The organism is Marinobacterium jannaschii DSM 6295 (assembly GCF_000620085.1).
GTDB classification, from domain to species: domain Bacteria; phylum Pseudomonadota; class Gammaproteobacteria; order Pseudomonadales; family Balneatricaceae; genus Pontibacterium; species Pontibacterium jannaschii.
In genome coordinates, this window is record NZ_JHVJ01000006.1 from 131,776 (window position 1) to 156,951 (window position 25,176).

Annotated in this window: 23 protein-coding genes and 1 pseudogene; 13 read left to right on the forward strand and 11 right to left on the reverse strand. The window is 57.4% G+C overall.

What is annotated here, in order from left to right; translation table 11 throughout:
• Positions 1-194 precede the first annotated feature (194 nt).
• The 3 genes from Q354_RS0105505 to Q354_RS28850 all read left to right on the forward strand — a co-directional run bounded on the left by Q354_RS0105505 (position 195) and on the right by Q354_RS28850 (position 5,672).
• The gene (locus Q354_RS0105505) at positions 195-2,399 is read left to right on the forward strand and encodes a primosomal protein N' (RefSeq protein WP_027856736.1); all 2,205 of its coding nucleotides are present in this window, start codon (positions 195-197) and stop codon (positions 2,397-2,399) included.
• A gap of 281 nt (positions 2,400-2,680) precedes the next feature.
• Positions 2,681-4,660, forward strand: coding sequence for a methyl-accepting chemotaxis protein (locus Q354_RS0105510; RefSeq protein WP_027856737.1), 1,980 nt, complete (start codon positions 2,681-2,683; stop codon positions 4,658-4,660).
• Between the two features lie 307 nt (positions 4,661-4,967).
• Positions 4,968-5,672, forward strand: a complete 705-nt coding sequence (locus tag Q354_RS28850) for an SPOR domain-containing protein (protein WP_051559924.1) — start codon at positions 4,968-4,970, stop codon at positions 5,670-5,672.
• A gap of 69 nt (positions 5,673-5,741) precedes the next feature.
• Here Q354_RS28850 and Q354_RS0105520 read toward each other — a convergent pair whose 3' ends face one another.
• From Q354_RS0105520 to Q354_RS0105535, 4 genes are all read right to left on the reverse strand, one after another.
• The gene (locus Q354_RS0105520) at positions 5,742-6,191 is read right to left on the reverse strand and encodes a DoxX family protein (protein ID WP_211252217.1); all 450 of its coding nucleotides are present in this window, start codon (positions 6,189-6,191) and stop codon (positions 5,742-5,744) included.
• Positions 6,160-6,945: an HvfC/BufC N-terminal domain-containing protein gene (locus Q354_RS27230; RefSeq protein WP_051559925.1), complete on the reverse strand. Its 786-nt coding sequence runs from the start codon at positions 6,943-6,945 to the stop codon at positions 6,160-6,162. The genes Q354_RS0105520 and Q354_RS27230 overlap by 32 nt, the downstream gene beginning before the upstream one ends.
• Positions 6,935-7,774 (reverse strand): MNIO family bufferin maturase, encoded by an 840-nt coding sequence (gene bufB / locus Q354_RS0105530; RefSeq protein ID WP_027856739.1) that lies wholly within the window; start codon positions 7,772-7,774, stop codon positions 6,935-6,937. The genes Q354_RS27230 and bufB overlap by 11 nt, the downstream gene beginning before the upstream one ends.
• Before the next feature lie 77 nt (positions 7,775-7,851).
• On the reverse strand, positions 7,852-8,118 hold the full coding sequence (locus Q354_RS0105535) for a BufA1 family periplasmic bufferin-type metallophore (RefSeq protein ID WP_036228748.1): 267 nt from the start codon (positions 8,116-8,118) through the stop codon (positions 7,852-7,854).
• Between the two features lie 179 nt (positions 8,119-8,297).
• Here Q354_RS0105535 and Q354_RS0105540 point away from each other — a divergent pair, with 179 nt between their 5' ends.
• The 7 genes from Q354_RS0105540 (at position 8,298) to Q354_RS24735 (ending at position 13,448) form a co-directional block, all read left to right on the forward strand.
• Positions 8,298-8,855, forward strand: a complete 558-nt coding sequence (locus tag Q354_RS0105540) for a sigma-70 family RNA polymerase sigma factor (RefSeq protein ID WP_027856741.1) — start codon at positions 8,298-8,300, stop codon at positions 8,853-8,855.
• Between the two features lie 6 nt (positions 8,856-8,861).
• Positions 8,862-9,536 (forward strand): DUF3379 family protein, encoded by a 675-nt coding sequence (locus Q354_RS0105545; RefSeq protein WP_027856742.1) that lies wholly within the window; start codon positions 8,862-8,864, stop codon positions 9,534-9,536.
• A 64-nt stretch (positions 9,537-9,600) separates the two neighbouring features.
• Positions 9,601-10,131 (forward strand): ATP-dependent protease subunit HslV, encoded by a 531-nt coding sequence (gene hslV / locus Q354_RS0105550; RefSeq protein ID WP_027856743.1) that lies wholly within the window; start codon positions 9,601-9,603, stop codon positions 10,129-10,131.
• Between the two features lie 17 nt (positions 10,132-10,148).
• The gene (gene hslU / locus Q354_RS0105555; protein WP_027856744.1) at positions 10,149-11,480 is read left to right on the forward strand and encodes an ATP-dependent protease ATPase subunit HslU; all 1,332 of its coding nucleotides are present in this window, start codon (positions 10,149-10,151) and stop codon (positions 11,478-11,480) included.
• Positions 11,481-11,500: 20 nt separating this feature from the next.
• The gene (locus Q354_RS0105560; protein WP_027856745.1) at positions 11,501-11,878 is read left to right on the forward strand and encodes a gamma-butyrobetaine hydroxylase-like domain-containing protein; all 378 of its coding nucleotides are present in this window, start codon (positions 11,501-11,503) and stop codon (positions 11,876-11,878) included.
• A gap of 159 nt (positions 11,879-12,037) precedes the next feature.
• Entirely contained in the window at positions 12,038-12,796 is a 759-nt protein-coding gene (gene ubiE, locus Q354_RS0105565; RefSeq protein WP_027856746.1) for a bifunctional demethylmenaquinone methyltransferase/2-methoxy-6-polyprenyl-1,4-benzoquinol methylase UbiE, read from the forward strand.
• A gap of 10 nt (positions 12,797-12,806) precedes the next feature.
• A complete protein-coding gene (locus Q354_RS24735; protein ID WP_051559926.1) occupies positions 12,807-13,448 on the forward strand; it encodes a ubiquinone biosynthesis accessory factor UbiJ in 642 nt (213 codons plus the stop codon).
• 7 nt (positions 13,449-13,455) lie between these two features.
• Here the strand turns inward: Q354_RS24735 and glpK are convergent.
• The 6 genes and pseudogenes from glpK to Q354_RS0105600 all read right to left on the reverse strand — a co-directional run bounded on the left by glpK (position 13,456) and on the right by Q354_RS0105600 (position 21,265).
• Positions 13,456-14,935 (reverse strand): annotated as a pseudogene (gene glpK, locus Q354_RS24740) (glycerol kinase GlpK).
• A 116-nt stretch (positions 14,936-15,051) separates the two neighbouring features.
• Positions 15,052-15,465, reverse strand: coding sequence for a CopD family protein (locus Q354_RS0105580; RefSeq protein WP_027856747.1), 414 nt, complete (start codon positions 15,463-15,465; stop codon positions 15,052-15,054).
• Positions 15,466-15,543: 78 nt separating this feature from the next.
• Positions 15,544-16,794: a PepSY-associated TM helix domain-containing protein gene (locus Q354_RS24745; RefSeq protein WP_051559927.1), complete on the reverse strand. Its 1,251-nt coding sequence runs from the start codon at positions 16,792-16,794 to the stop codon at positions 15,544-15,546.
• Positions 16,795-16,816: 22 nt separating this feature from the next.
• Positions 16,817-18,967, reverse strand: coding sequence for a TonB-dependent siderophore receptor (locus tag Q354_RS0105590; RefSeq protein WP_027856748.1), 2,151 nt, complete (start codon positions 18,965-18,967; stop codon positions 16,817-16,819).
• Between the two features lie 385 nt (positions 18,968-19,352).
• The gene (locus Q354_RS0105595; RefSeq protein WP_027856749.1) at positions 19,353-20,015 is read right to left on the reverse strand and encodes a fumarylacetoacetate hydrolase family protein; all 663 of its coding nucleotides are present in this window, start codon (positions 20,013-20,015) and stop codon (positions 19,353-19,355) included.
• Between the two features lie 50 nt (positions 20,016-20,065).
• Positions 20,066-21,265: an MFS transporter gene (locus Q354_RS0105600; protein WP_027856750.1), complete on the reverse strand. Its 1,200-nt coding sequence runs from the start codon at positions 21,263-21,265 to the stop codon at positions 20,066-20,068.
• A gap of 113 nt (positions 21,266-21,378) precedes the next feature.
• Between Q354_RS0105600 and Q354_RS0105605 the strand changes: the two genes are divergently transcribed.
• From Q354_RS0105605 to serA, 3 genes are all read left to right on the forward strand, one after another.
• Entirely contained in the window at positions 21,379-22,257 is an 879-nt protein-coding gene (locus Q354_RS0105605) for a LysR family transcriptional regulator (RefSeq protein WP_027856751.1), read from the forward strand.
• Between the two features lie 63 nt (positions 22,258-22,320).
• The gene (ppnP, locus tag Q354_RS0105610; RefSeq protein WP_036228649.1) at positions 22,321-22,602 is read left to right on the forward strand and encodes a pyrimidine/purine nucleoside phosphorylase; all 282 of its coding nucleotides are present in this window, start codon (positions 22,321-22,323) and stop codon (positions 22,600-22,602) included.
• 245 nt (positions 22,603-22,847) lie between these two features.
• On the forward strand, positions 22,848-24,080 hold the full coding sequence (gene serA / locus Q354_RS0105615) for a phosphoglycerate dehydrogenase (RefSeq protein WP_027856753.1): 1,233 nt from the start codon (positions 22,848-22,850) through the stop codon (positions 24,078-24,080).
• Between the two features lie 15 nt (positions 24,081-24,095).
• Here the strand turns inward: serA and Q354_RS24750 are convergent, their stop codons facing one another.
• Positions 24,096-25,070: an alpha/beta hydrolase gene (locus Q354_RS24750; protein WP_051559928.1), complete on the reverse strand. Its 975-nt coding sequence runs from the start codon at positions 25,068-25,070 to the stop codon at positions 24,096-24,098.
• Positions 25,071-25,176 lie beyond the last annotated feature (106 nt).

Consider the following 25,176-nt stretch of genomic DNA (forward strand, 5'->3'; position numbering starts at 1 on the left):
CGGGTTCCAGCCCTGCTGCAAGTCAGGCGCGCAATTATACGCAGCTCGCAGAACTGCTGCAATAATAGTCAGCATGAATTCAACGCCTGTTTTAACAATAGACAGGCCTCACATAACAGAACTCTTTCACCCCATCGGCAAACTGCCTAAACTGGCGCGCCAGAAAAGCGATAACCCCAGCAGCCCGGAGCACCATGGAACTACTGCGCCTTGCCATCCCGAGTCCGTTACGGCGGCTGTTTGACTATTTCCCTCCCCGGGATATTGACGTCAATACACTCAGACCCGGCATTCGTGTTCGTGTTCCCTTCGGCAACCGGGAACTGATCGGCATCCTGTTCGAAGTCGTCCACGAAACGGAGCTGCCTTCCAGCCGGATCAAGGCCGCCCTTGAGATCCTCGATCAGCAACCGTTATTACCGCCACACCTGTTCAAACTGGCCAGCTGGGCCGCGCAGTACTATCAACACCCGATCGGCGACGCCCTGCATCAGGCGATTCCGGTGTTACTGCGTAAAGGGGCGCCCTGCGAGCACGCCCACGAACACCTCTGGCGCGCCTGTGCCGAGGCTCACCCTGACTCACTGGGAAAAACAGCCCGGCGTCAGCGCGAACTGCTGCAGCTGCTGCTGGAGCATCCCAACGGAATCAGCAGCGATGCGATCCGGGCCGAGGGCGGCAACACCCAGTTACTCAAGACCCTGCAGGAAAAACAGCTGGCGGAACAGTTTGTTAACCCGCGCCAACTTCAGCCGCTAAGCGGCGTTCAGCTATTGCGTGAGCCATCACTGCCGCTGAACGCTGAACAGAAGAACGCTCTGGATCGGATCTCGCCGGACAGCGGCTTCAACCCGATTCTGCTGGAAGGCATTACCGGCTCGGGCAAGACCGAGGTCTACCTGCAGGCGATCGAAAAAGTACTGGCAAGCGGCGCCCAGGCACTGGTACTGGTGCCCGAGATCGGGCTGACACCACAGACCGTACAGCGTTTTAAAGCCCGCTTTGCCGTCCCCGTAGTGGCGCTGAATTCCAATATGACCGATCGCCAGCGCCTGGATGCCTGGCTCAAGGCCCGGGATGGCGAAGCCTGTATTGTCATCGGTACCCGCTCGGCCATCTTCACGCCTTTTAAACAGCCGGGCATCATTATTGTCGATGAAGAGCACGATGCCTCCTTTAAGCAGCAGGACGGCTACCGCTACTCGGCACGGGACCTGGCGGTCATTCGCGCCCAGCGCGAAAAGATTCCGGTGATCCTGGGCAGTGCCACACCATCACTGGAAACCCTGAACAATGCCATCCACGAGCGCTACCAGTGGTTACGCCTGACGCAACGGGCCGGTAATGCCAAAGCGCCCGGATTCGAGCTGCTGGATATCCGCCACGAACCGCTGCAGGACGGACTGGCACCCGGACTGATCCGGCGTATCGGAGAAACCCTGGCCTCCGGCACCCAGGTACTGGTGTTTCTGAACCGTCGCGGCTTTGCTCCCAGCCTGCACTGCCATGATTGCGGCTGGATCGCCGACTGCCAGCGCTGCGATGCCAAGATGACTCTGCACCGTTCGCCGCCACACCTGCATTGTCATCACTGCGACAGCCAGACCGCAATCCCTTACCGCTGTCCGGATTGCGGCAGTGACCAGCTGAAGCCGGTCGGAGTGGGCACCGAACGCAGTGAGGACAGCCTCAACCGCCTGTTTCCGGGTTACCCGGTGATCCGGGTCGACCGGGACAGCACCCAGCGCAAAGATGCCATGAAACATATTATGGAACAGGTGCATCATGGCGGGCCCTGTATTCTGGTCGGCACCCAGATGCTGGCCAAAGGCCACCACTTTCCCAAAGTGACCCTGGTGGTGATCCTGAACGCCGACGGCGGCCTGTTCAGCGCCGACTTCAGGGGTATGGAACGCACCGCCCAGCTGATTCTGCAGGTTGCCGGGCGCGCCGGACGGGCCGAACATCCCGGCCATGTCGTGATGCAAACCCACCACGCCGACCACCCTACCCTGCAGCACCTGATTCATCAGGGCTACTACGCCTTTGCGCTCCAGGAACTCAGCACCCGGCGACAGGCCGCCCTGCCACCGTTTCGACATCTTGCCTTACTCAGGGCCGAAGCCACCCAGCAAGGACGGGCGGAAGCGTTCCTCGGCGCCGTCAGGCACCAGCTGGAGGAGGATATCCTGCTGCATGACGATGCCCACTGGCTCGGCCCCTTTCCATCCCCGATGGAAAAGCGCGCCGGGATGCACCGCGCCCAGTTACTGATCCAGTCCGAGCAGCGCACCTCGCTGCACCAGTTGCTGACAACCCTCTGCACTTACCTCGAACAACAGAAAGAAGCACGCAAGGTACGCTGGTCTATAGACGTAGATCCTATTGACGTGTTTTAAACTCGTTGCATCGCATGATTCAAGCTAATACATTTATCTTACGCATGCTGAGGATAAGACCGTGACGGCCCGATCCCCCGACTGATGGGATCGATGACATTTTCGGAGTGGTCGCTAATGATCGACAAAGCACAGCCGATACAGTGAGGGCTGAACTGTAATAGCTGTGCCGGTTAGCCGGAACCATCACAAATCTATCTTCAGTAAGGGAACATGCGACTCGCTCCAGCGGAGTGCGCGCCTGGCCCCCAATAAAAACAATAAGCGGAGTACAGGGAATAATGAGCTTAAAAGTCACTCAGAAGATCACTCTGGGTTTCATATCCATGGTGATTTTTATACTGGTGGTGAGTGCCGGCGGTCTCGTCGGTAACGACAGCATCAAACAACGTCTCAACCATGTTACTGACGATGCATTGCCAACCCTCGTCAGGAGCTTCAATCAGATGATCGAGCTGCAACAGGCCAATCAGGCCTTGTTCAGCGTGCTCGCCCATGATGACGAAAAAATCATCAAGACAGAACGGGCCGGATTTGAAAATCATCTGTCGACCTATAACCAGAATCTCGACGAAGTCGCAGACCAGCTGGACAGCAACTCAGAGCTGAACAGCGTCGTCACCCAGATGCGCCAGCAGAGCAGTGAATTTGCCTCTGCGGCCCGTATCGTGATGGACCTGCACAGCGTCGAGCTGAAGCTGAAGCAGCAGGTAGTCGAAGAGGAGATCCGCTTTCAGGGGCAGAGCGATGCCATCTCCTCCTGGGCGCAACGCTATATCAGCAACGGCCAGAACCTGAACGGCATTATCGCCGCCCGTGGCATGACGCGCGCACTCAGCACCCACCGTTTCCAGCTGATTAACTTTAAGCGTTCCGGCGATATCGAAGGCCTTAAAGCCGACCTGGAATCGACGCGTGACGACCTTGTCAGCAAGTATAAAGCGTTCGTAAAGGAAGATAAGAAAGCCTCTCAGATCGAAACCCTGGTCAGTGCCGTCAACGATCAGTTTTTCGGTAAGGAAGGCCTGATCAGCCTCTATATCCAGCTGCACGACACGGATATCAAGCTGAAGCGTCAGATCAGCAGCACTCATCAGAAACTGGAGCAGTCACGTGCGGCGGCCAATGCCTTTATCGACAGCGCCAAGGGGCTTGCCGAACATGCCAAGGTGGAAGCCGATGAAGCCAGCACCCTGAGCCGTACCCTGGTGCTGGCGCTGGCAGCCGGCTCAGTCATCGTTGCCCTGCTGGTTGCCGTGATTACGATCAACACCATCCGCCGCCCGCTGGCGCAGATACAGACCCTGCTGGCCCGGGTCCAGGATGGCGACCTGAAGGTTGAATTCGATCAGAGCCGCAAGGATGAATTTGGCGCTCTGGGCGCGTCACTGAATGCCGTGGTCAATAGCCTGAAAGATATCCTGCAACAGATCTCCAGCGGATCCGGCCGCCTTTCTGAGGTCGCCGGTCAGAATGCCGAGATCAGCATGCAGACCACCCACTCCATGACCCAGCAGAGCCAGCAACTGGAGATGACCGCGTCTGCCGCCACCGAACTGGAAAGCAGTGTCGCCGAAGTGGCCGATCACAGCGGTACCACACTGGAAGCCGTTCATGCCTGCGAAAGCCTCAGCATCGAAGTGAATCGCTATGTGGAAGAGACCCTCACCAGCATCCAGACCCAGGCGTCCGGCATAAACCAGGCCGTCGATGTCAGCAATGAGCTGGCCGGGTACAGCACCGAGATCGATGCCATCCTGGAGACCATCCACGCCATCGCCGAACAGACCAACCTGCTGGCCCTGAACGCCGCCATCGAGGCAGCCCGTGCCGGTGACCACGGTCGTGGTTTTGCGGTGGTCGCAGACGAAGTACGCGAACTGGCCAGCCGCACCCGGAACTCCACCCAGGAGATTCAGCAGATGGTCGAGAATATGCAGTCCAGCATCAAGCAGGTAGTATCTGTAATGCAGGTCAGCTATGACCAGGCGGAGCAGTGTGTCGGCCATGCCAACACCTCCCGTCAGTCGCTGCAGAGCATGAATGAAGCGATTGCCAATATCCGCGACCTGAACACCCAGATCGCCGAAGCGGCGCAGCAACAGAGCCAGGCAGTTGAGGAAGTAAGCCGCAACCTCACCACCATTAATACCGCCGCAGCCGACACCTCATCCGGTGCAGAACTGGCGGCCAACAGCAGCAATGAACTGCTTAACTTTGCTCAGGCCCAGCAGTCGCTGCTGACCCGCTTCAGCATCTGATCCGCACTCCCTGTGCTCAGGCCCGCAGCCAGTACCGGCTTGCGGGCCTCCCTCCTCTCAGGGGATAATAGCCCCCGAATCAGACCGGCCGCGCTTAATATTGTCGCCATATCAGCATGCTTAGCTGGCAAACGCTGGCCAGCGTAGCGGCACAACGGATGCCTGCGCACGCTTCGGCTATTTGGCAGGAAGCCACTGATTTCAGGAACAAATTCAGATCAGCGAGGTCGGAAAACGGCACTCAGCACCCAGCTGGTCATCTAAAACTGAACACCACCGATTCGCTATTCCGGAGCACAGGTAAACTATGGCCGCCCGTAAGGATTTTGCCTCCCGACCCAAAAAATCCAATTCCGCCAGTCGCAGTGCCCCTAAAAAAGCCGCGCCGGCCAAGCGTACAGCACCGGATAAAGCCAAAGCTCCTGCCAGGAAGGCCCCGGCGAAACGCAGCAACAACGATAAAGCCGCAGCTGCCGCCCGACCGGAGCGCCGCCCGTTGCCACTGGGCAAGCTGGTGATCACCCTGGCGCTGGCTGGCGGTCTTGGCTACCTGCTCTACTCTCTGACCCAGGTCAGCCCGACTGCGCCAAAGCCACAATCGGTGGAACTGAAGCCCAAGCCTAAGCCGCTTATGCCAGAGGTAAAAAAGCAGCCAGTGGTGGAAGCCCAGGGTGATGACAAGACCCGCTTCGAGTTCTACAAGATGCTGCCGGAAAGCGAAGTCACCACTTCAGACCCGAGCAAGTACAAGTCGACACCCAAGGCAGAAAAGACAAAGTACAAATACCTGCTGCAGACCGGCTCTTTCCGCTCTGCGGCCGATGCCGACCGGATGCGTGCCAACCTGCTGCTACAGGGTCTGCCTAACGTACATACCAGCAAGTCAGTCAGCAGCAACGGCACCACCTGGTACCGGGTACGTACCGGCCCGTTTGACTCCCGTTCGCGACTGAACAAAGCCTATGACAAGTTGGTGCGGATGAATATCGAACCGATGCAGATCAGGCAGTAGGCCAGGGCTCACGGCTAAGGGTAAGGCAGAAAAAACGGAGGCCCTGTTCAGCAGGCCTCCGAAGAAGGTTTAATCGCGCGAGAAGCGGCGATAGAGGAGGTTATCCAGCGACAGCCGGCCGGGCCCGAAGCAGACGAAATACGCCAGCATCACGCCCCACATAATATGCTGCTGCACACCCGCGTGACTGATATCAGGGTAGGACAGCACCGCCACCAGGTTCAGTACGAACAGTCCCGCGGCGCTGAAACGTCCGAGCAGGCCGAGCAACAGCAGTGCCGGCAGAACAAGCTCTCCGGCTGTGGCCATCACCGCCGCCACTTGCGGAGACAGCAGCGGCACGCTGTACTCATATTCAAACAGTGTCATGGTGGTGGACCAGCTCTTAATCTTGGTCAGTCCGGAGAGAAAAAACACCCGGAAGATCCATACCCGCAAGACCAGGCTGAATACCTCCTGCAACGGCATCTCCAACGGGCGGAGGCGGTTAAACTGACTGATCAGTGCCTGCATATTCATCGTTCTCCAGTTCAAATCCACAGATCCAGCCGTGCTCAATCGCCCTGGGCAACAGCACAGCCACATTTTCCCCGAGCAGATCACATAGCCCTTCCAGGCCGGGATCTGCCAGCAGATGTTCCAGCATCGAAAACTCTTCGGCATCGACAGGCTCAATAAACACCTCCCGACCCGGCCGGTGGATCACCAACTGCACCGGCGCTTCAAGATCCGGCAACTGTCCGTCAGGCCACTGAGGCTGATGGCAAAGCCAGAGTTGATCGACCCGAAAGCCGGCGGCCACCAGACTCAGCTGATCACTCAGAACGAAGCGCAGCCGACCGGCCTGTTGTTCGGCCGCCACGGCGAAGGCTGCAAAATCAAATGCCTGCGAATCCGCACTGTGGAAAGCCCGGTGCCAGGCCCACTCCAGCGCCAGCAACGCGGGCAGGTGGGGCACCTGCTGCACCGGCTCGAATCCGGTGCAAAAATCACTGAAGGTCTCGCCATAATCGTCCAGCCGCGTGACCTCTGAAGGGTGTTGCTGCACATAGCGCATCGCCAGCGCATCAAAGAATCGTTCACCGACAAACTGCCGGGCCACCGGGTAGATCTCCGCCAGGGCCTTACACAGCGTCGCCTGTACGCTGTCGCTATAGGCCATCAGGCAATGCTCGGCGCTGCGCCCCAGTGCATTCGCCTGCAGTTGAGCCGCAGAGATCGGCTTGCCGTCATAGATCGCGCGCAGAAACTGCCGTTGGAACTCAGCCAGCACAACTCACCTCCCCGGCCGTTTGGGCCGCGATGGCGCGGGCTTTCTCCGCTTCGGCTTCCAGCACTTCAAATCCGGGAATATCGTTATCCCACTCGATCAGTGTCGGCACCGGCCCAACGCGTTCGAGCGCCTGCCGGTATAAGTCCCAGACAGCGTCATAAACCGGCCGGCTGTGGCTGTCGAGCAACAGATCGCCCTGGTCCTCAAACCCTGCCAGATGGATCTCGCGCACCCGCTTCGCCGGTACGCCGCTGATGTAGTCAGCCGCGCTAAAACCGTGGTTAGTGGCACTGACATAGACATTATTCACGTCCAGTAGCAGGTCGCAGTCCGCCAGCTGACAGATCAGGCTGACAAACTCCCACTCGCTCATCTCTGATTCGGCGAAGGTGACATAACTGGACAGGTTCTCCACTACCAGTCGCTGGCCGAGGCAGTTCTGCACCTGATCGATCCTTTCCGCCAGGTGACGGGCACAGAGTTCGGTATAGGGCAGAGGCAGTAACTCATGACTGTTGTATTCATCACTGGCACACCAGCACAGGTGTTCAGATACCCAGGCCGGCTGATAGATATCCACCAGTTCTTTCAGTCTATGCAGGTATTCTTTATTCAGTGGTGCCGCCGAACCCAGTGACAGGCCGACACCATGAAAGGTGACAGGATACCGCTGACGGATCTGCTCCAGATACTGGTGTGGCTGGCCGCCTGCACCCATATAGTTATCGGTCATCACCTCAAACCAGGGCACGCGGGGCTTATGACTGAGGATATGTTGATAGTGGCAGCTTCGCAGCCCCAGCCCCACACCTTCGATCCTGTTTTGCACGCTGAGATACTCCCTGTCGAACATTCAGGCCGGAAAAAGCCGGACGAGTCACGCTCTTCCGGCCTTCTTAAGCGGTGTTAGCTCTTCTTGCTGACGACCGAGCCACCCACGATTTTGCTGCAGGTACCTTCAGGTACATAAACCCATTCATCTGCGACGCCATCTTTTGCTGCCTGACCGGCGCAACCATGGCTGGCAGTCCCACAATCATTCATACCCGCTTTTACGATACCGGCGCATTTTTCCATACCCGGCTTACCCGCCATTGCGGAAGAGGCTGCAGTCATGCCAATGGCCAGAACACCTGCTACTGCTGCGGACTTAAGTGCATCACGACGTTTCATATTAAAAATCTCCATACGGATTTCGTATCTAGTTGGGTTACACCTGCCAGCAAATCACCGCTTTTATGCAGGCCTCATAAGTAAAGACCCGGTCAGGCCAAAAAACCTCGCAAAATTTTTGAATTTTTTTTTGTCCAGCACCTCTTATCCGATACCCCCGCTATAAAAAAGACAATGTCATGGGAATAAAACAGCTTCTTCGCTGGCGTAGCCGCAGTCGCTTTGACGACCTGGTTGACCAGCACCACAGCGCGATTTACAGCTACGCCTGCTGGCTCACCCGATGCCCGGCGCGTGCTGAAGATCTGGTGCAGGAGGTTTACGTTCGGGCATGGAAGCATCTGGACCAGCTGGAAAAGGAGGTTTGTGGCCGTAGCTGGCTGATCACCATATTGCGCCGGGAGCACCTGCGCTGGCTGGATAAACGCAGTAATGGTCATAACGAAATGGCGCTGGACGAAGAACTGGCACAGGATGAAAGGTTCAGTGATCCTTACTGTGCCGATACCGAACTGCAACGCCATCAGTTACAGAAGGCGATGCTCAGGCTGGAAAGCGGCTATCTTGAGCCATTGCTAATGCAGGTACTGGGAGGCTACAGTATCGGCGAAATAGCCAAGTCGCTGGAGATAACAGAATCGGCCGTGCAATCCCGCCTCTACCGGGCGCGACTGCAGCTGAGCCAGACCCTGAACAGCGATACAGCGATAACCGCACCGCAACGGGGAGTGATCTGAGCGGATATGAATGACCTGGAATTTCGCCGCCGCGTACTGAGCGGTGAAACAGCGGATCAACAGCTACTCGATGCAGCAGCTGGCAACCCCCAGCGCCTGCGCTGGCTGGACCAGGCACGCCAGCTGGACCATAGCCTGCAACAGGCAACCCGGATAACACCACCCGGAGACCTGGCGCAACGCCTGAAACAAGGTCCGCGCCGCCGGCCTTTCGTAAAGGCCATCGCGGGCAGCGCTATCGCCGCCGCGCTGATTCTGGCAGTAACCCTGCAGCTGTATCCGCGCCCCGCTACACCCGACCTGCCCCAGGCGCTGCTGGCACACCTGAATCACGAACTGGTCAGCCTGTATGCAGATGGCCCGGTGCAGCAGCAGTGGGTGGCCAATGCCGCCAGCCGGCTGGGATATAAGATTGATCAGCCGATTCCCGGCATCAGCTATGCCGGAGCCTGTGACGTGGCCGGGAACAAAAGCCTGCACCTGACGGTAAAAACCGCCAACAGCCGGGCCAGCCTGTTTCTGATGCCCGCGCTGGAGAAAACTGCTGTGTCCGAATTCAGGCTGCAGAAACTGCACGGCCGCATCATCCCGTTGCAACAGGGTAGTGCTGCGATCCTCAGCCCAAGCCGCGAAGACCTCGACCAATTGCAACAACAGATTGAGCAGCAAATCAGTTTCTGAACTTGAAATCCTGTTGAACGCCTCCATCTTTGCTGCATAGATTCAATAAAGACTGGAGCATCTGATGACAACAATCGTATCCGTTCGCCGTGGTGACCAAGTGGTTGTTGGCGGTGACGGCCAGGTTTCCCTGGGCAACACCGTTATGAAGGGAACCGCTAAAAAGGTCAATGTGCTGCCAAAACACCAGGTGATCACCGGCTTTGCAGGCTCCACCGCTGATGCGATCACCCTGCGTGATCTGTTCGAGCAACAACTGGAAAAGCATCACGGCAACATCACCAACGCCTGTATCCACCTGGCCCGTGAATGGCGCAGCGACCGCGCCCTGCGCCGCCTTGAGGCGCTGATGCTGGTTGCCAATAGCGAGAAGACCTACCTGATCTCCGGTAACGGCGACGTCATCGAACCTGAAGACGGCGTTATTGCCATCGGCTCCGGCGGCAACTTCGCCCTGGCCGCAGCCCGTGCGTTGACTGACAACACCGAACTAGCCGCACGTGACATCGTTGAGAAGAGCCTGCATATCGCTGCCGGCATCTGTGTCTTTACCAACGACAACCTGACAATCGAAACGCTGGAAGCTGAAGCCTGATCCGGCAGGAGAACCCCATGTCCAATATGACCCCTCGTGAAATCGTCTCTGAACTGGACCGCCATATTGTTGGTCAGGCTGATGCCAAGCGCTCCGTCGCAATCGCCCTGCGTAACCGCTGGCGTCGTATGCAGCTGAACGATGAGCTGCGCGCCGAAGTAACACCGAAGAATATTCTGATGATCGGTCCGACCGGTGTCGGTAAGACCGAGATTGCGCGACGCCTGGCGAAGCTGGCAAATGCTCCTTTTATCAAGGTAGAAGCCACCAAGTTCACCGAAGTTGGCTACGTCGGCCGTGACGTTGAGACCATCGTCCGCGACTTGATGGATATGTCGATCAAGATGCTGCGCGAGCAGGAGATGGAGAAAGTCCGTTTCCGCGCCGAGGAAGCCGCCGAAGAACGCATCCTTGATGCCCTGCTGCCACCGGCCCGCGCCGGATTCGGTGAAGAGCCAAGCCGCGAAGACAGTGCCACCCGTCAGGTGTTCCGTAAGAAACTGCGCGAACACCAGCTGGATGACAAAGAGATCGATGTCGAAGTCGCGCCGCCACAGGCCAGCGTCGAGATCATGACACCGCCAGGCATGGAGGAGATGACCAGCCAGCTGCAGAACATGTTCTCCAATATGGGCGGTGGCCGTAAGCAGAGCCGTCGCCTGAAGGTCAAAGAAGCCTTCAAGCTGCTGGTCGACGAAGAAGCCGCTGCGATGGTGAAGGAAGATGACCTGAAGCAGAAGGCGATCGATTCTGTTGAACAGAACGGCATCGTCTTCCTCGATGAGATCGATAAGGTCTGCAAGCGCACCGAAAATACCGGGGGCGGCGACGTTTCCCGCGAAGGCGTACAGCGCGACCTGCTGCCGCTGATCGAAGGCTGCACCGTCAACACTAAATACGGCATGGTCAAAACCGACCATATCCTGTTTATCGCCTCCGGCGCCTTCCATCTGGCAAAACCTTCCGACCTGATTCCGGAATTGCAGGGCCGCCTGCCGATCCGTGTTGAACTGAGCGCCCTGACGCCGGATGACTTCCGCCGCATCCTGACTGAGCCAAGCGCCTCCCTGACCGAACAGTACCGCGCCCTGCTGGCAACCGAAGGCGTCACTGTCGAGTTTGCCGAAGAAGGGATCAGTCGTCTGGCTGAGCTGGCTTTCGATGTCAATGAAAGCACCGAGAATATCGGTGCCCGTCGCCTGCACACGATGCTGGAACGGCTGCTGGAAGAATTGTCCTTCACGGCAGCAGACAAGGCCGGTCAGACGATCAATATCGATAAGGCCTATGTCGACCAGGCCCTGGGCGAGCTGAGCCAGGACGAAGACCTGAGCCACTACATCCTGTAACCACACCCGTCGAGGCTGCTATGGCAACATCACATTTTCCGGACGATATTAAGCTGCACAAGAAGTCACGCACGCTTGAACTGGGCTACGGTAGCGAACGCTATGAGCTGACGGCGGAGTTTCTGCGCGTACACTCGCCCTCCGCCGAGGTGCGGGGCCACGGTAAAGGGCAGGAAACCCTGCAGGTTAAGAAAAAGTTCGTGGCGATCAACGGGGTCGAGCCGGTCGGCAACTACGCCCTGAAGATCATCTTTGATGATGGCCATGACAGCGGCCTCTACACCTGGGATTACCTCTACGACCTGTCCCATAACCATGATGCTTACTGGGACAAGTATCTCAAGGCACTGGCCGACGCCGGCGAAAGCCGTGACGGCGGCCTGATAGGCATTGGCTGAGTCAGTTAACTGACACGGACAATGCGCTCCCCCGAAAGCCCGGCCACCCAAGCCGGGCTTTTTTACGCCCGCACGACACCAGATCAATGGGTAGAGGCGACAAAGTTTCCGCCGCTCTGTAAAATGTAGCCATCTTGAATTTAAGCACTCGGGTCCAGCATGACTGATCAGCAGAAAGATAACACCACCCACTTTGGTTACCAGCAGGTAAACACCGAAGAGAAGGTTAAGCGTGTTGCCGATGTCTTCCACAGCGTTGCGGCGAAATACGATGTAATGAACGACCTGATGTCCGGCGGCGTTCATCGTATCTGGAAGCGGATGACCATCGAACAGAGTGGCGTACGTACCGGCGGTCGCGTGCTGGATATTGCCGGCGGAACCGGCGATCTTACCATGCGTTTCTCCCGCCTGGTCGGCCCGACCGGCAAAGTGGTACTGGCCGATATCAACGACTCCATGCTGAAAGTGGGCCGTGACAAGCTGCTCGATAAGGGCGTGACCGGAAATGTCGAATTCGTTCAGGCCAATGCCGAATGCCTGCCGTTTCCCGACAACTACTTTGATGTCATCACCATCGCCTTCGGCCTGCGTAACGTTACCGATAAGGACGCCGCACTGCGTTCGATGGCACGGGTACTGAAGCCGGGCGGTAAGCTGATGGTGCTGGAATTCTCCAAGACCGATAATCCGCTGCTGACCAAAGCCTACGACTTCTATTCCTTCAACCTGCTGCCGAAGATGGGACAGATCATCGCCAATGATGCGGAAAGCTACCGCTACCTGGCAGAGTCAATCCGCATGCACCCGGATCAGGAAACCCTGAAAAGCATGATGGAACAGGCCGGCCTGAGTAACTGCCGCTACCAGAATATGACCGGCGGTATCGTTGCCCTGCACACCGGCATCAAGCCCTGAGGAGATCACCATGCTGTCGATGCTCAATGCCACACTGCTTACCCTCGCAGAACAGGGCTGTAACCAGTTACTGCAACAGGATCAGGCCACACTGAACCAGCTGCAGTCCCTCCAGGGTAAGGTCATTGCGATTGAGATCGACAATCCGGTCTTCCACCTCTGCCTGATTCCGCATAATGAGGGCCTGCAGATCCAGCAGGATTACGCCGGCGATGCCGACGTCACCCTGAGCGGCTCGCCTGCCGATTTCCTGCGTCTGCTCAGCAGCCCCGACAAGGCGGATGCGATGTTTGGCAAAGGCATTCAGATCCGTGGCGACAGTGCGCTGGCGACCCGCTTTCAGAATATACTCAGCAGCGCCCATATCGACTGGGAAGAGAAACTGGGTGACCTGATCGGCGACCTGCCGGCCCACCAGCTGGCCGAACTGCTGCGCTGGAAAGGCAGCAGTTACAAGCAAGCGGCCAGCAGCCTGATGATGAATTTCGAAGAGTACCTGAAAGAGGAATCCGGCCTGATTCCGGCCCGTCCGGAGGTAGAGGGTTTTCTGGAACAGGTCGATCAGCTGCGCGACGGTGCCGACCGACTGGAAGCCCGCATCGGGTTACTGCAGCAAAAGCTGGATTCACAGGCACCCGCAGCTGACGCCTGATCCGGCATCAGCTGCGCACCCGTGCCACCGCGTCCAGCCAGCCCTGGTAACGCGACGTCCGCCGCTCGGCAGACCAGCCCGGCTCAAAGCAGCGTTCAAAACGCCAGCGCTCCGCCAACACCTGTAGCGACTCAAATGCCTCGGCCTGCAACGCCGCCAGTGATGCAGCCCCCCCAGGCGGTCGTCTCGATAACCTGAGGCCGCAAGACCTCGCAACCGCTCAGGTCAGCCAGCCGCTGCAATAACCAGTTATTCGCCGCCATACCGCCATCCACCTTCAGCTGTTGCGGCCTCAGACCATCTCCCTTCATCGCCTGCAGCAGATCACAGCTCTGATAGCACACGGCTTCCAGCCCGGCCGTGACCAGCTCGGCAATACCGGTATCCCGGGTCAGACCAAACAGCGCGCCCCGGGCGTCAGGGTCCCAGTAAGGTGCTCCCAGTCCGGTAAAAGCCGGTACCAGATAAACGCCGTGCGCCTCATCGGTCTGCTGCGCCAGCTGCTCCGACTGTGACGCACGCTCAATCAGGTGCAGGCCGTCACGTAGCCACTGAATCGCCGCCCCGGCAATAAAGATCGATCCCTCAAGGGCGTAACACACCTCACCATTGATGCGGTACGCCACGGTGGTCAGCAGGCGATGATCCGACTGCAGCGGCTCATGCCCGCTATTCAGCATCAGGAAACAACCGGTGCCATAGGTACTCTTAGCCATCCCCGGCTCGAAGCATGCCTGCCCCACCAGCGCCGCCTGCTGGTCACCGATCAATGCCCCGATGCGGATCTCACCGCCAAACAGCTCCGGCAGGGTGCGACCATAATCATCGGCACTGTCTTTTACCTCCGGCAACAGCTTGCGGGGGATTCGAAACAGCTGCAGCAGTTCCTCATCCCAGCACTGGCGATGGATATCGAACAGCAGAGTGCGGGAGGCGTTGCTGGCATCAGTGGCATGTATGGCGCCACCGGTCAGCCGCCACAACAGAAAACTGTCCACGGTACCGAACGCCAGTTCACCCTTTTCCGCCCGCTCACGCGCGCCAGGCACATTATCCAGCATCCACTGCAGCTTGGTGGCACAGAAATAGGGATCTGCTAACAGCCCGGTACGCTGGCTGATCAGAGTTTCATACCCCGTTGCCTGTAGCTCGCGACACTGTTCAGCGGTACGCCGGTCCTGCCAGACGATCGCCGGGCAGACCGGCTCGCCCGTGGCCCGGTCCCAGAGGACAGTGGTTTCGCGCTGATTGGTTATCCCCAGCGAGAGGATCTGATCGGCACCAAAAGAGACCTTGGTCAGTACTTCGCGCACGCAGCTGAGGCAACTCTGCCAGATCTCTTCGGCATCGTGCTCGACCCAGCCATCGGCGGGAAAGTGCTGCTTAAACGCCTGCTGAGCCAGCGCCACCACCTGTCCCTGCAGATCAAACAGGATCGCCCGTGAACTGGTGGTTCCCTGATCGATCGCCAGAATATATGCGCCCATGCCGCTTCCCCTGTGAAAAATCCGTTACTGAATGTGTAGCAGATATATCCGCCAGCCGGTATAAAAAAGCCCGCCTGGCGTTCACCGGGCGGGCTTATCCGTACTGCACGGCCGACTCAGAATGGCTTCACCACCACAAAGATCAGGATCGGGATAAAGATCAGTAGCGGCAGCTCATTGAACAGGCGGAAGTAACGACCGCTCTTATCCAGGGTACCGGCTCGCAGCTGCTTCAGGTAACTCAGGCACCAGTAGTGGTAACCGATCAGCAGCAATACGAAAAATAGTTTGGCGTGCAGCCAGCCGCCACTGAAACCGTATCCCAACCAGAGCCAGAGTCCCAACCCGAGGGTGAACAGCGCCATAATGGTCATAAAGCCAAACAGCTTGTTGGCCATAATCTCCAGCCGCGCCACATCCTGCCCCGCCTCGCGCCCTTCGACAAAATGCACAAAGATTCGTGGCAGGTAGAAAATCCCTGCCATCCAGCTGGTCATCGCCAGAATATGAAAGGTTTTTACCCACAACATACTGATATCTCCTCACTTATCAGTCCCTGTCTGTAGCGGGTATCTTACGCCGAATCAGCACCTGCAGCTCACCTTTTGTCAGGCCTCCGGCTGCTCCGGCCGCGGCATCAGGGATGGCATGGCCGCTGGCGGGCTTGTAGCAAGCACGGGCGAGTACAGCGGGGCCTTTTCCGGCCCCTGCTGGAAGGTCAGGCAGGTTAGAACGATGGCCAGCAGCGACAGTATCAGCGCAAAGCTGCCGGAGGTACCAAGCCAGCGTCGCACAGTCGGACGCTTGCGCCTGACGCGCAGCCAGCTCATCCAGAGCCCGGCAGCCACCATAAAGCTCAATGCCAGCCCGCCCAGCGCCCATAATAGCTTAACGCCCAGTCCGGCAAAGTTACCGAAGTGCAGTGGGTCTGCCGTGTCGACGATCCGTGACAGCAGGCTGAGATCTGCCGCAGTCTGTACCTGCAGCACCTCGCCACTGGCGGGATGCAGGTAAACCCGGCTGGCGCGGTCCCGCACCAGCAGGTCGCCGCGCTGGCCATAGACCCTTATTGCCTGATCGCCACGGGCGGGATACTGGATCGTCGTGACATCCAATCCCGGCAGCGCCTGGCGGGCAATCGAAGCAATCGCCCCCAGCCCGGGACGCTGATCAGTCTCCAGAGCGATCACGGCAGGTGCTGTGGGATAGTGCGCTACTGTGGCCGTTTGCAGCACTTTTTCGGCCAGATACCACAACCCGGTCAGCATGATCAGGGCGCTGAACCACCAGCCCCACACTCCGACCAGCTTATGCCAGTCCGACCAGCTTCCACGCTGCCATAGCTTCAGGCTGCGCGGTTTACGCAGGAACTGTCGCCACCACTTCTGGTAGACAGAAAAACTGGATACCAGACTGATCAGCAACAGCAGGCTCAGACCGGTAACCAGCCATTTACCGCCATTACCCAGTGAAAGATTCATATGCAGGTTACGCAGGAAGCGACGCACCCGTCCCCAGCCACCTTCACCCAGTAACTGCCCTGTATTGGCATCGAAATAGATATACCGGAACGGCTCGTCCGTTGTCGTCAGCCAGACCTCTCCGGCGAGGTAGTCTGCCGGATGCAGGTAAACCGACTTCACCTGACTACCGGGATATTGCTGTTCCAGCGAGCGCTGCAGGGCGGCAAAATCCGTTTGCCCCTGACGCGGTGCCAGTGCCCGATGCTTCTTATCCAGCAGGTATTCGATCTCGAAGCTGAGTGTTGCCAGTGTGCCACTGAGGCACACCAGCAACAGCAGGCTGCCGAGCACCATGCCCGCCCAGGTATGCAGGCGCAGCCATTGTTTCGGATGCATAGGTAGCGATCAGCCTGTTGAATCAGAAGTTGTAGGTTGCGCTCAGGTAAACCCGGCGCGGTTCCCCCGGAAAGTGGCCGGAACGGGAGAGGAAACCACTGCTGGCGTACTCTTTGTCGAACAGGTTCTTCACGTTCAGCTGCAACAACCAATCCTGATACTCGGTCTGCCAGCTCAGGTTATATACCGAATATGGCTTCACCCGCTGGCCACTGAGGCTGAATTGTTCATCGACATAGTCCACTCCCATAGCGATGGAAGAATCGATTGCCGGAAAACCATAACGGGTCCATAGACCGAAGGTGTTCTGTGGCGCATTGGCAAACTTATCCGTGTCCGGTACCGAATTTCGGGTCTGCTCTGAGGACTGCTTCACCCGTGCATCGTTATAGGCGTAGCTGGCGGTTGCCACCCAGTTCGGCGTCAGGTCGCCGGTCAGTTCCAACTCGAAGCCATTACTTTCGACTTCACCAATCGACACCAGGTCATCAGTACCATCATTGTTCACATCACCAGCGGGATCAGCCTGCAGGATATTGCGGCGACGGATACGGTAGGTGGCGGCATTCAGCGCCAGGCGGTTATCCAGCAGATGGGTCCGTACACCCAGTTCGATAATATCGCTGGTCTCCGGTTCAAAAGGACCACCGGCATTTGCAGACTGACTGCTGGCCGACTGTGGCTTAAAGCCAGTGCCATATAGGGCATAGGGGAAGAAGGTATCGTTGATGTTGTAGGTGGTACCGATGCGGTAGGTCACATCGCTGTCCTTAAAACTGCTGTTAGCGATGCGATCTTCATCATCAAACTTATCGTAGCGCGCCCCCAATGTCAGGCCCCACTGCTCGGTCAGAGCAATCTGATCCTGTAAGTAAATACCGTAGCGATCGCTTCGCGTGTCCTGCAAAGTAGGCGTCAGAGTATCCAGACTGTAGTCGGCCGCAGAGGTCAGGCCATAGACCGGATTCTGCAGATCAAGCCCTGGAACGGGACCATCCTTGCTTTGCTGCTTGGCCGTTCGCAGGTTAGCTTTGTAATCGTGGCGGTACCAATCCCCGCCAAACAGCAATACATGTTCGGTATCACCTACGCTCAGCTCCTTAACCAGATTAGCGGTAATGGATATTCCCTCATTTTCACGCTTCTGATTTCGAAATTGACGATGACTGAAGTCAGCAATACCGTCGCTATTGGTATCCACCAGGCCACGCGGTTCATGGTAGTTCTGCAGCTCTTCATTCTGGAAATAGCGGGTGGTCAGATCCAGCTGAAGGCTGTCGTCAAAGGCATGCTTCAGACGCGCCTGCACCACCTGGGCATTCAGATCCTGAAAATCTCCCGCCTCGTTATGGTTCCAGTTGATATCGGTAAGGAAACTGCCGTTATCATCGACCGGTACGCCACGCAGGCGGGCACCGCCCAGAGCCTGCTTGATATCGGTGTATTGCAGTACCAGGTTGGTCTCGTCGCTGAAGTCAAAACGGTAGCCAAGGTCGACGATAGTGTTATCTTCATCGGTGTTATTACGGAACGGCTCTTCCGAGGCGTTGTAGATACCCAGACGGTAAGCCTGCGTCTCCTGCTCGTTGGCGGCGCCGGTCATCTCCAGTGAAGTACTAAAGAAACTGTCATTACCAATGGCAACCTCTACCTGTCGGTTCTCTTCATACTCCGGCTTTTTTGTGACGTAGTTGATCAGACCACCCGGATCAGCGCCGCCATACATCGCACCCGCCGGCCCTTTCAGTACCACCACCTGGTCGATATTGAACAGCTGCGGTACCGCGAAGCCATTGAAAGGATCGCCTTTTACGCCGTCATAGAGAATCTCATCCTGACGGAAGCCTCGGAAGGTCACGCCGGAGTAACTGAAGGCATTCACACCGGCGATGTTCTGGTACAGGTCGGTAATTTTGCGTGCGGCCTGGTCTTCAATCAGCTCATTGGGAATCACCTGAACCGACTGCGGGATCTTTTCCAGCTCGGTCTCAGTCCGCGTTGCCATACTGGATGCTTCGATCCGGTAGAGTGATTGTGCGCGACCAACCACCTGTATGGCATTTTGTTCAACCGTCTCCTCCGTCCCGTCAGCCCAAACGGGCATGACGAACACGCTAGCCGTCGCAGAGGCGACCGCTATCGCCAGGCGCTTTGGCGCAACAACCTTCTTCATAACCATTTCCTGTACACTGGCTTAATTTTGCGCGAATACTAATGATAATGGTTTTTATTTGCAATACTTCCATTAATATTTACTGCAGTTGATTGAACTTTTTGGCCAATCGTTAACAACCAATCCCAGGAAGCGGAAAGCGGAAAGCGGAAAGCGGAAAGCGGAAAGCGGAAAGCGGAAAGCGGAAAGCGGAAAGCGGAAAGCGGAAAGCGGAAAGCGGAAAGCGGAAAGCGGAAAGCGGAAAGCGGAAATATTGTTAACGACGATGCCAGACGGTCAATACTGACAGGCTTTTCAGCCAGAACACTGGCCGGTCATGGCCGCGCCGCCACAAAGATGCGTCCGGTGGCGGATATGACCGCCACCGGAAACAAAGGAAAACGGCTCAGACGGCGCTGGTTTCCACTTCGAGCAGATCACCCAGTCCGACCTTAAGCTGGTCACCCGCCACCACTGGGCCAACTCCGGCCGGGGTACCGGTCAGCACTACATCACCCGGCTGCAGCGAGAAGAAATCACTGATATAGCTGATCAGTGGCAGTACTTTATTCAGCATATGGCTGCTGTTGCCATCCTGACGCACTTCCCCGTTTACCCGCAGGCGAATCTGCAGATTCTGCAGGTCAGCTACCGCACCGGCCGCGACAAAAGCCGACAGCGGGCAGGCGCCATCGAATGCCTTAGCTTTCTCCCAGGGGTGCCCCTTCTCTTTCAGCTTGCCCTGCAGGTCACGCAGGGTCAGGTCCAGCGCCAGTCCGACCCCGGCGATCGCCGCTGCAGCCTCGGCTTCTGTGGCATGACTCAGCGGCTGGCCGATCAGGATCGCCATCTCGGTCTCGAAATGCACACTGCCATGCCCGGTCGGCAGCCTGAAGGGCTGAGCCATCGGCACCACGCTGCTGGCAGGCTTGATAAACAGCATCGGCTCGGTGGGGATCGGGTTGTTCAGCTCGGCGGCATGGTCGGCGTAGTTGCGTCCCACACAGACCACTTTACCCAACGGCAGACCGACGGCGGTTCCATCCTGATACTGGTGCTGATAGCTCATCTTTTCTCTCCCTAAACCACAAAAAGGACACTCTGTTATGACCGGCTATGTTAGCCCTGTGCCGGTCGCAAGGCTATCTGCGTCTGGCGGTAGAGCCACAGGGCCAGCCCAGCGGTGAAGCAGAGCACCAGCAGCGACCCGGCGATCACGCCCTGCCAGCCCGCCGCATCCCAGAACGGCTGCAGGTAGAAACCACCGCAGCTGGCGCCCAGATAGTAGAACAGCAGATAGAGCGATGAGGCACTGGCCCGGGCGTGCTTCGCATGCTGGCTGACCCAGCTGCTGGCACAGGAATGGGCGATAAAGAAGCCCAGCGCGTTAATCAGGAACCCGGCGATAATGGCATTGATATCCGCGATTAAAGTGACCAGAGAGCCCGCAATCAACAACATAATTCCCAGCACCATCACCAGCGGCTGAGGGATAAAGTGGCAGATTCGGCCTGACAACATAGAGCCCAGGGTGCCACTGAGGTAGGTCAGGAACAGCATCCCCAGAAACCCCGCTGACAGGTTATAAGGCGCATCCGACAACAGAAAGGTGGCGTAGCTGTATTGGTTGATAAAGATAAAGAAGTTAAAGCCACCGATCAGATAGGCCACCAGCAGCAGCGGATTCTTCAGGTGCGTCAACATATCGGCCGCCATCTTGCGCGGCTGCAGCGGACTCGGCTTAAAGTGGGCAGAGTCCGGCAGTAAGCCGTAAAACACCACCAGGCAGATCAGGCTGACCACTGCCATCACCTCAAAGGCGGCCGCCCAGCCCAGCCAGTCGCCGACAAAGCCGCCGATAAGACGGCCACCGATACCGCCCAGCGAGTTCCCGGCGATATAGAGTCCCACCGCGACAGACAAGGCCCGCTTGCTGAATTCATCGCCCATATAAGCGATCGCCACCGCTGGCAGCCCCCCGAGGCAGATCCCCTGTAGCGCCCGTAACAACAGCAACATGCTGTAGTCATCCACCTGGGAGATCAGGGCTGTACAGAGCGTTGCGCCCGCCATGCTGAACAGCATGATCCACTTGCGACCAAGCGCATCCGACAGCGGACCATAGAGCAACAGTGAGACGCCCAGCATCAGCGTGGTGATGGTGAAGCTCCAGCCCGACTGCAGGGCGGACACCCCGAACGCCTCGGCCAGCATCGGCAGTAGCGGCTGGGTGATATAAACATTGGCAAAGATCATAAAAGAGCCGAGGCAGAGCGCCAGGGTTGCGCGCCAGAATGCAGGGGTGCCGGAGTGGATCATATCAGCCTCGGAGTCAGCAGCAGGAATCAGTAGCGTCACTCTAGCAACCGGAGGATAATCAGAAAAATATATACAAATTATCAGACCTATAAGCACTAGTTATAGCAATCACTATGGACCTGAAACAGCTGCGCTACTTCTATACCGTCGCTAACCTCGGCAGCTTTACCAAAGCCGCCGAGCAACTGCATCTTGCCCAGCCTGCCGTCAGTATGTCGATCCGCAAACTGGAACAGTCCCTCGACCTTACCCTGTTGCACCGGCAGGATCGCGCGGTCACACTCACGGATGAGGGCGAACGCCTCTACCGACACGCCCATCGTATTCTGCAGGCCGCTGATGATGCCCTGCTGGAGATGCAGGAGCTGAAAGGGCTGACCCGGGGCGAGGTACGGGTCGGTATTCCCAGCATGCTGGGTTCTTACTATTTCCCGCCGATTCTGATGGCTTTTCGTCACCGCTACCCGGAGCTGAATCTGTCGGTCGTCGAGGGCGGCACCCGCTATATCAAGCAGTTACTGGAACAGGGCGAGCTGGACCTGGGCATAGTGGATGGCCGCCGGCACGAGCGCCTGGAAAGCCAGGTATTCCTGCGCGAGCAGATGAAGGTGGTATGTAACCGGGATCACCCGTTTTCGGTACAGCAGCAGGTCAGCCTGGATCAGTTCTTTGCCGAAGAACTGGTGATGCTGAAAGAAGGCTATTTCCACCGCAAGGTCGTCGATGAGCTGGCGCACAATGCCCGTATCAGCCCTAATATTGGCTTCGAAACCAACCTGATCCCGCTGATAAAATCGATCGTCAAACAGGGTTTCGGTATCTCCACCCTGCTGGGAATGGTAACCGACGATGAGCCGGAACTACTGGCCATTCCCTTCTCCGAACCGGTCTGGCTCGACCTCAGTATCGCCTGGCGTAAGGAGGGCTATCTCTCCCGCGCCAACCGCGCCTTTGTCGATTTCCTGATGGAACATGCCGAGCTGAAGCAATAAGGGTGCTTGCCGCTGGCCCCGAAATAGCTCTATGATGCGGGCACTTTTTGAGAGGATAGCAACATGTTGAATGTAAATGAGTACTTTGATGGCGCTGTAAAATCAATCGGCTTTGAAAACACTGAAGGCCGCGTCACGGCAGGTGTTATGAACCCAGGTGAGTATGAGTTCGGTACCAGCGAAGATGAGCTGATGAAAGTGGTCTCCGGCGAACTGATCGTCAAACTGCCCGGCAGCGACAACTTTGAATCCTTCAAGAGCGGCAGCGAATTCCGTGTTGCCGCCAACCAGAAGTTCCAGGTCAAAGTAGAACAGACCACCGCATACCTCTGCTTCTACGGCTAAACCCGATATTGGCGCTGTAGCCCGAATCTCCGCTCAGGTATTCAGGCGCGCAACTACGGTGCCGGCCAGGGGGCTCAAAGCCCCCTGATGCTGGAAACAGCTTCAACTTAACTTGAGTATTTTTCCGACAATCCCAAATCCCCCCGCGTACCTTTCATACAGCTCTGTGTTAATATGTCCGCCTTTACCAAGGCCGATTGACCGGTGGTCCCCAGCCACCACATAACTATTAGAGCTTCTAAAAAATGAGCAAAACCACTTCCCTGGAAAAAAGCAAAATCAAAATTTTGCTGTTGGAAGGCGTACACCAGTCTGCAATTGATACGCTGAATAACCAAGGCTATACCAACATCGAATATCTGACCGGCTCCATCCCGGAAGCTGAGCTGATCGAGAAGATCAAAGATGTTCATTTTATCGGTATCCGTTCCCGCACCCAGCTGACCGAGAAAGTTTTCAGTGCCGCTGAGAAGCTGGTTGCTGTCGGCTGTTTCTGCATCGGAACCAACCAGGTTAACCTGCAGGCCGCCACCGAACGCGGTGTCGCGGTATTTAACGCTCCGTACTCCAACACCCGCTCGGTTGCCGAACTGGTGCTGGCGGAAGCGATCATCCTGCTGCGCGGCGTTGCCGAGAAAAATGCCAAGGCCCATCGCGGCGAATGGCAGAAATCGGCCAAGAACTCCTACGAGATCCGCGGTAAGAAGCTGGGAATCGTCGGTTACGGCAGCATCGGTTCACAGCTGAGCGTTCTGGCCGAATCCCTGGGTATGGTGGTGTACTTCTATGACGTTGTGACCAAGCTGCCGCTGGGTAATGCCACTCAGATTGCCTCACTGGAAGAGCTGCTGGGCATGTGTGACGTGATCTCCCTGCATGTCCCTGAAACAGCCGCCACCAAAGACATCATGAACGCCCGACGCTTCGCTCAGATGAAAGACGGCTCCGTATTCCTCAATGCGGCACGCGGCACAGTGGTAGAGATTGACGCCCTGTGTGAAGTGCTGGCCTCCGGCAAACTGCTGGGTGCCGCTGTAGACGTGTTCCCGGTCGAGCCGCGTACCAATAAGGACGAGTTCATCTCGCCACTGCGTGAGTTCGACAATGTGATCCTGACCCCGCATGTGGGTGGTTCCACCATGGAAGCCCAGGAAAACATCGGCTACGAAGTGGCAGAAAAGCTGGCTAAATACAGCGACAACGGCACCTCCATCACCTCGGTGAACTTCCCGGAAGTCGCCCTGCCGGAGCACCCGAATGTGCACCGCCTGCTGCATATCCACAACAACGTACCGGGCGTGCTGACAGCGATCAACACGGTGTTCTCCGAACACAATATCAACATCTCCGGTCAGTACCTGCAAACCAACGACAAAGTCGGTTATGTAGTGATTGATGTGGATGCTGACTACTCTGAAGTGGCGCTGGAAAAAGTACGTCACGTCGAAGGCACGATTCGCGTCCGCCGTCTGTTCTGAGACCGGTACACTATCTCAGGGTGTGCAAACACCCTGCCCCTGCTGCTGCAGACTGTCACTGATATGCTGCAGCAGCTGCTTCCTGTAAGGCTCTGATTCATTCACCAGATGGTGACAGGCCCCCTCGATCAGCTCGACCCGGTTATGCCGTAACAGGCGATCCAGCAGCGGCAGGTTATGCTGCCACTCCACCGTATTGTCATCGGTCCCCTGTATCACCCGGGCGGTAACCGGCAACTGCTCACAGGCTTCGATCTGATCTATCCAGCGCAGCATGGCCCCGATCCACTGCACCGATATACGGTGATGCTGTAACGGATCCCGTTCACGCACAAACTCGCTGAAATCCGCATCATGGGAGCTTTCGCTGTATGCCCGAGGCACCTGTTTCAGGATCCGTCCCAGCCAGCGGTACTTACGCCGGATCATCTCGTACTGGGTGGGCCTTATCAGCGGTGCCAGCAGTATATGTTGCTGTACCGGCCAGCGGGCCAGCAGTTCAAAGTGGAGACGCGCCTGCTCCAGTAGAACGGCCGCGCCGGTGCTCTGCCCCATCATCACCCAGGGCGATTGCAGCCGGGCATCATAGCGCTGCAGTAACGTACTGAGATCATTGGCATAGCGACTGAAGCTGTCGATACCATTGGGCGCGCCCGACGATAAGCCATGCCCTTCGAGGTCATGGATCAGCACCTGCCAGCCCTGAGCCAGCAACGCGTGGATCAGGTGGTGATAGAGACCGGCATGGTCGAGATAGCCATGCAGCAAAACCACCGTCCCCCTGACGGGGCAGACCGGCCGGAAAAGCTGCACCGCCAGTGTCGCTTCCGCCAGTGCCTCCAGTCCGATCAGGTGCTGACTGCAGAAAGGCGACTGCAGGCGATAAAAGCAGCGATAAGCCTGTACCGCGGAACTTTCACAAGCGATACTGTCCGACAACTGGAAGCGCGGTAGCTGTGCCAATAATTCAGTACGATCAAATCCGGTCATACCGCCCTCCTGAGACCCGTTTTTGCTCCGCCGGACAACAGCACTCGCGGGGATTATTTAACTGTAGTTGTAAGCAGTCCGATTGTCTGCCTGCACAGATGCCTGA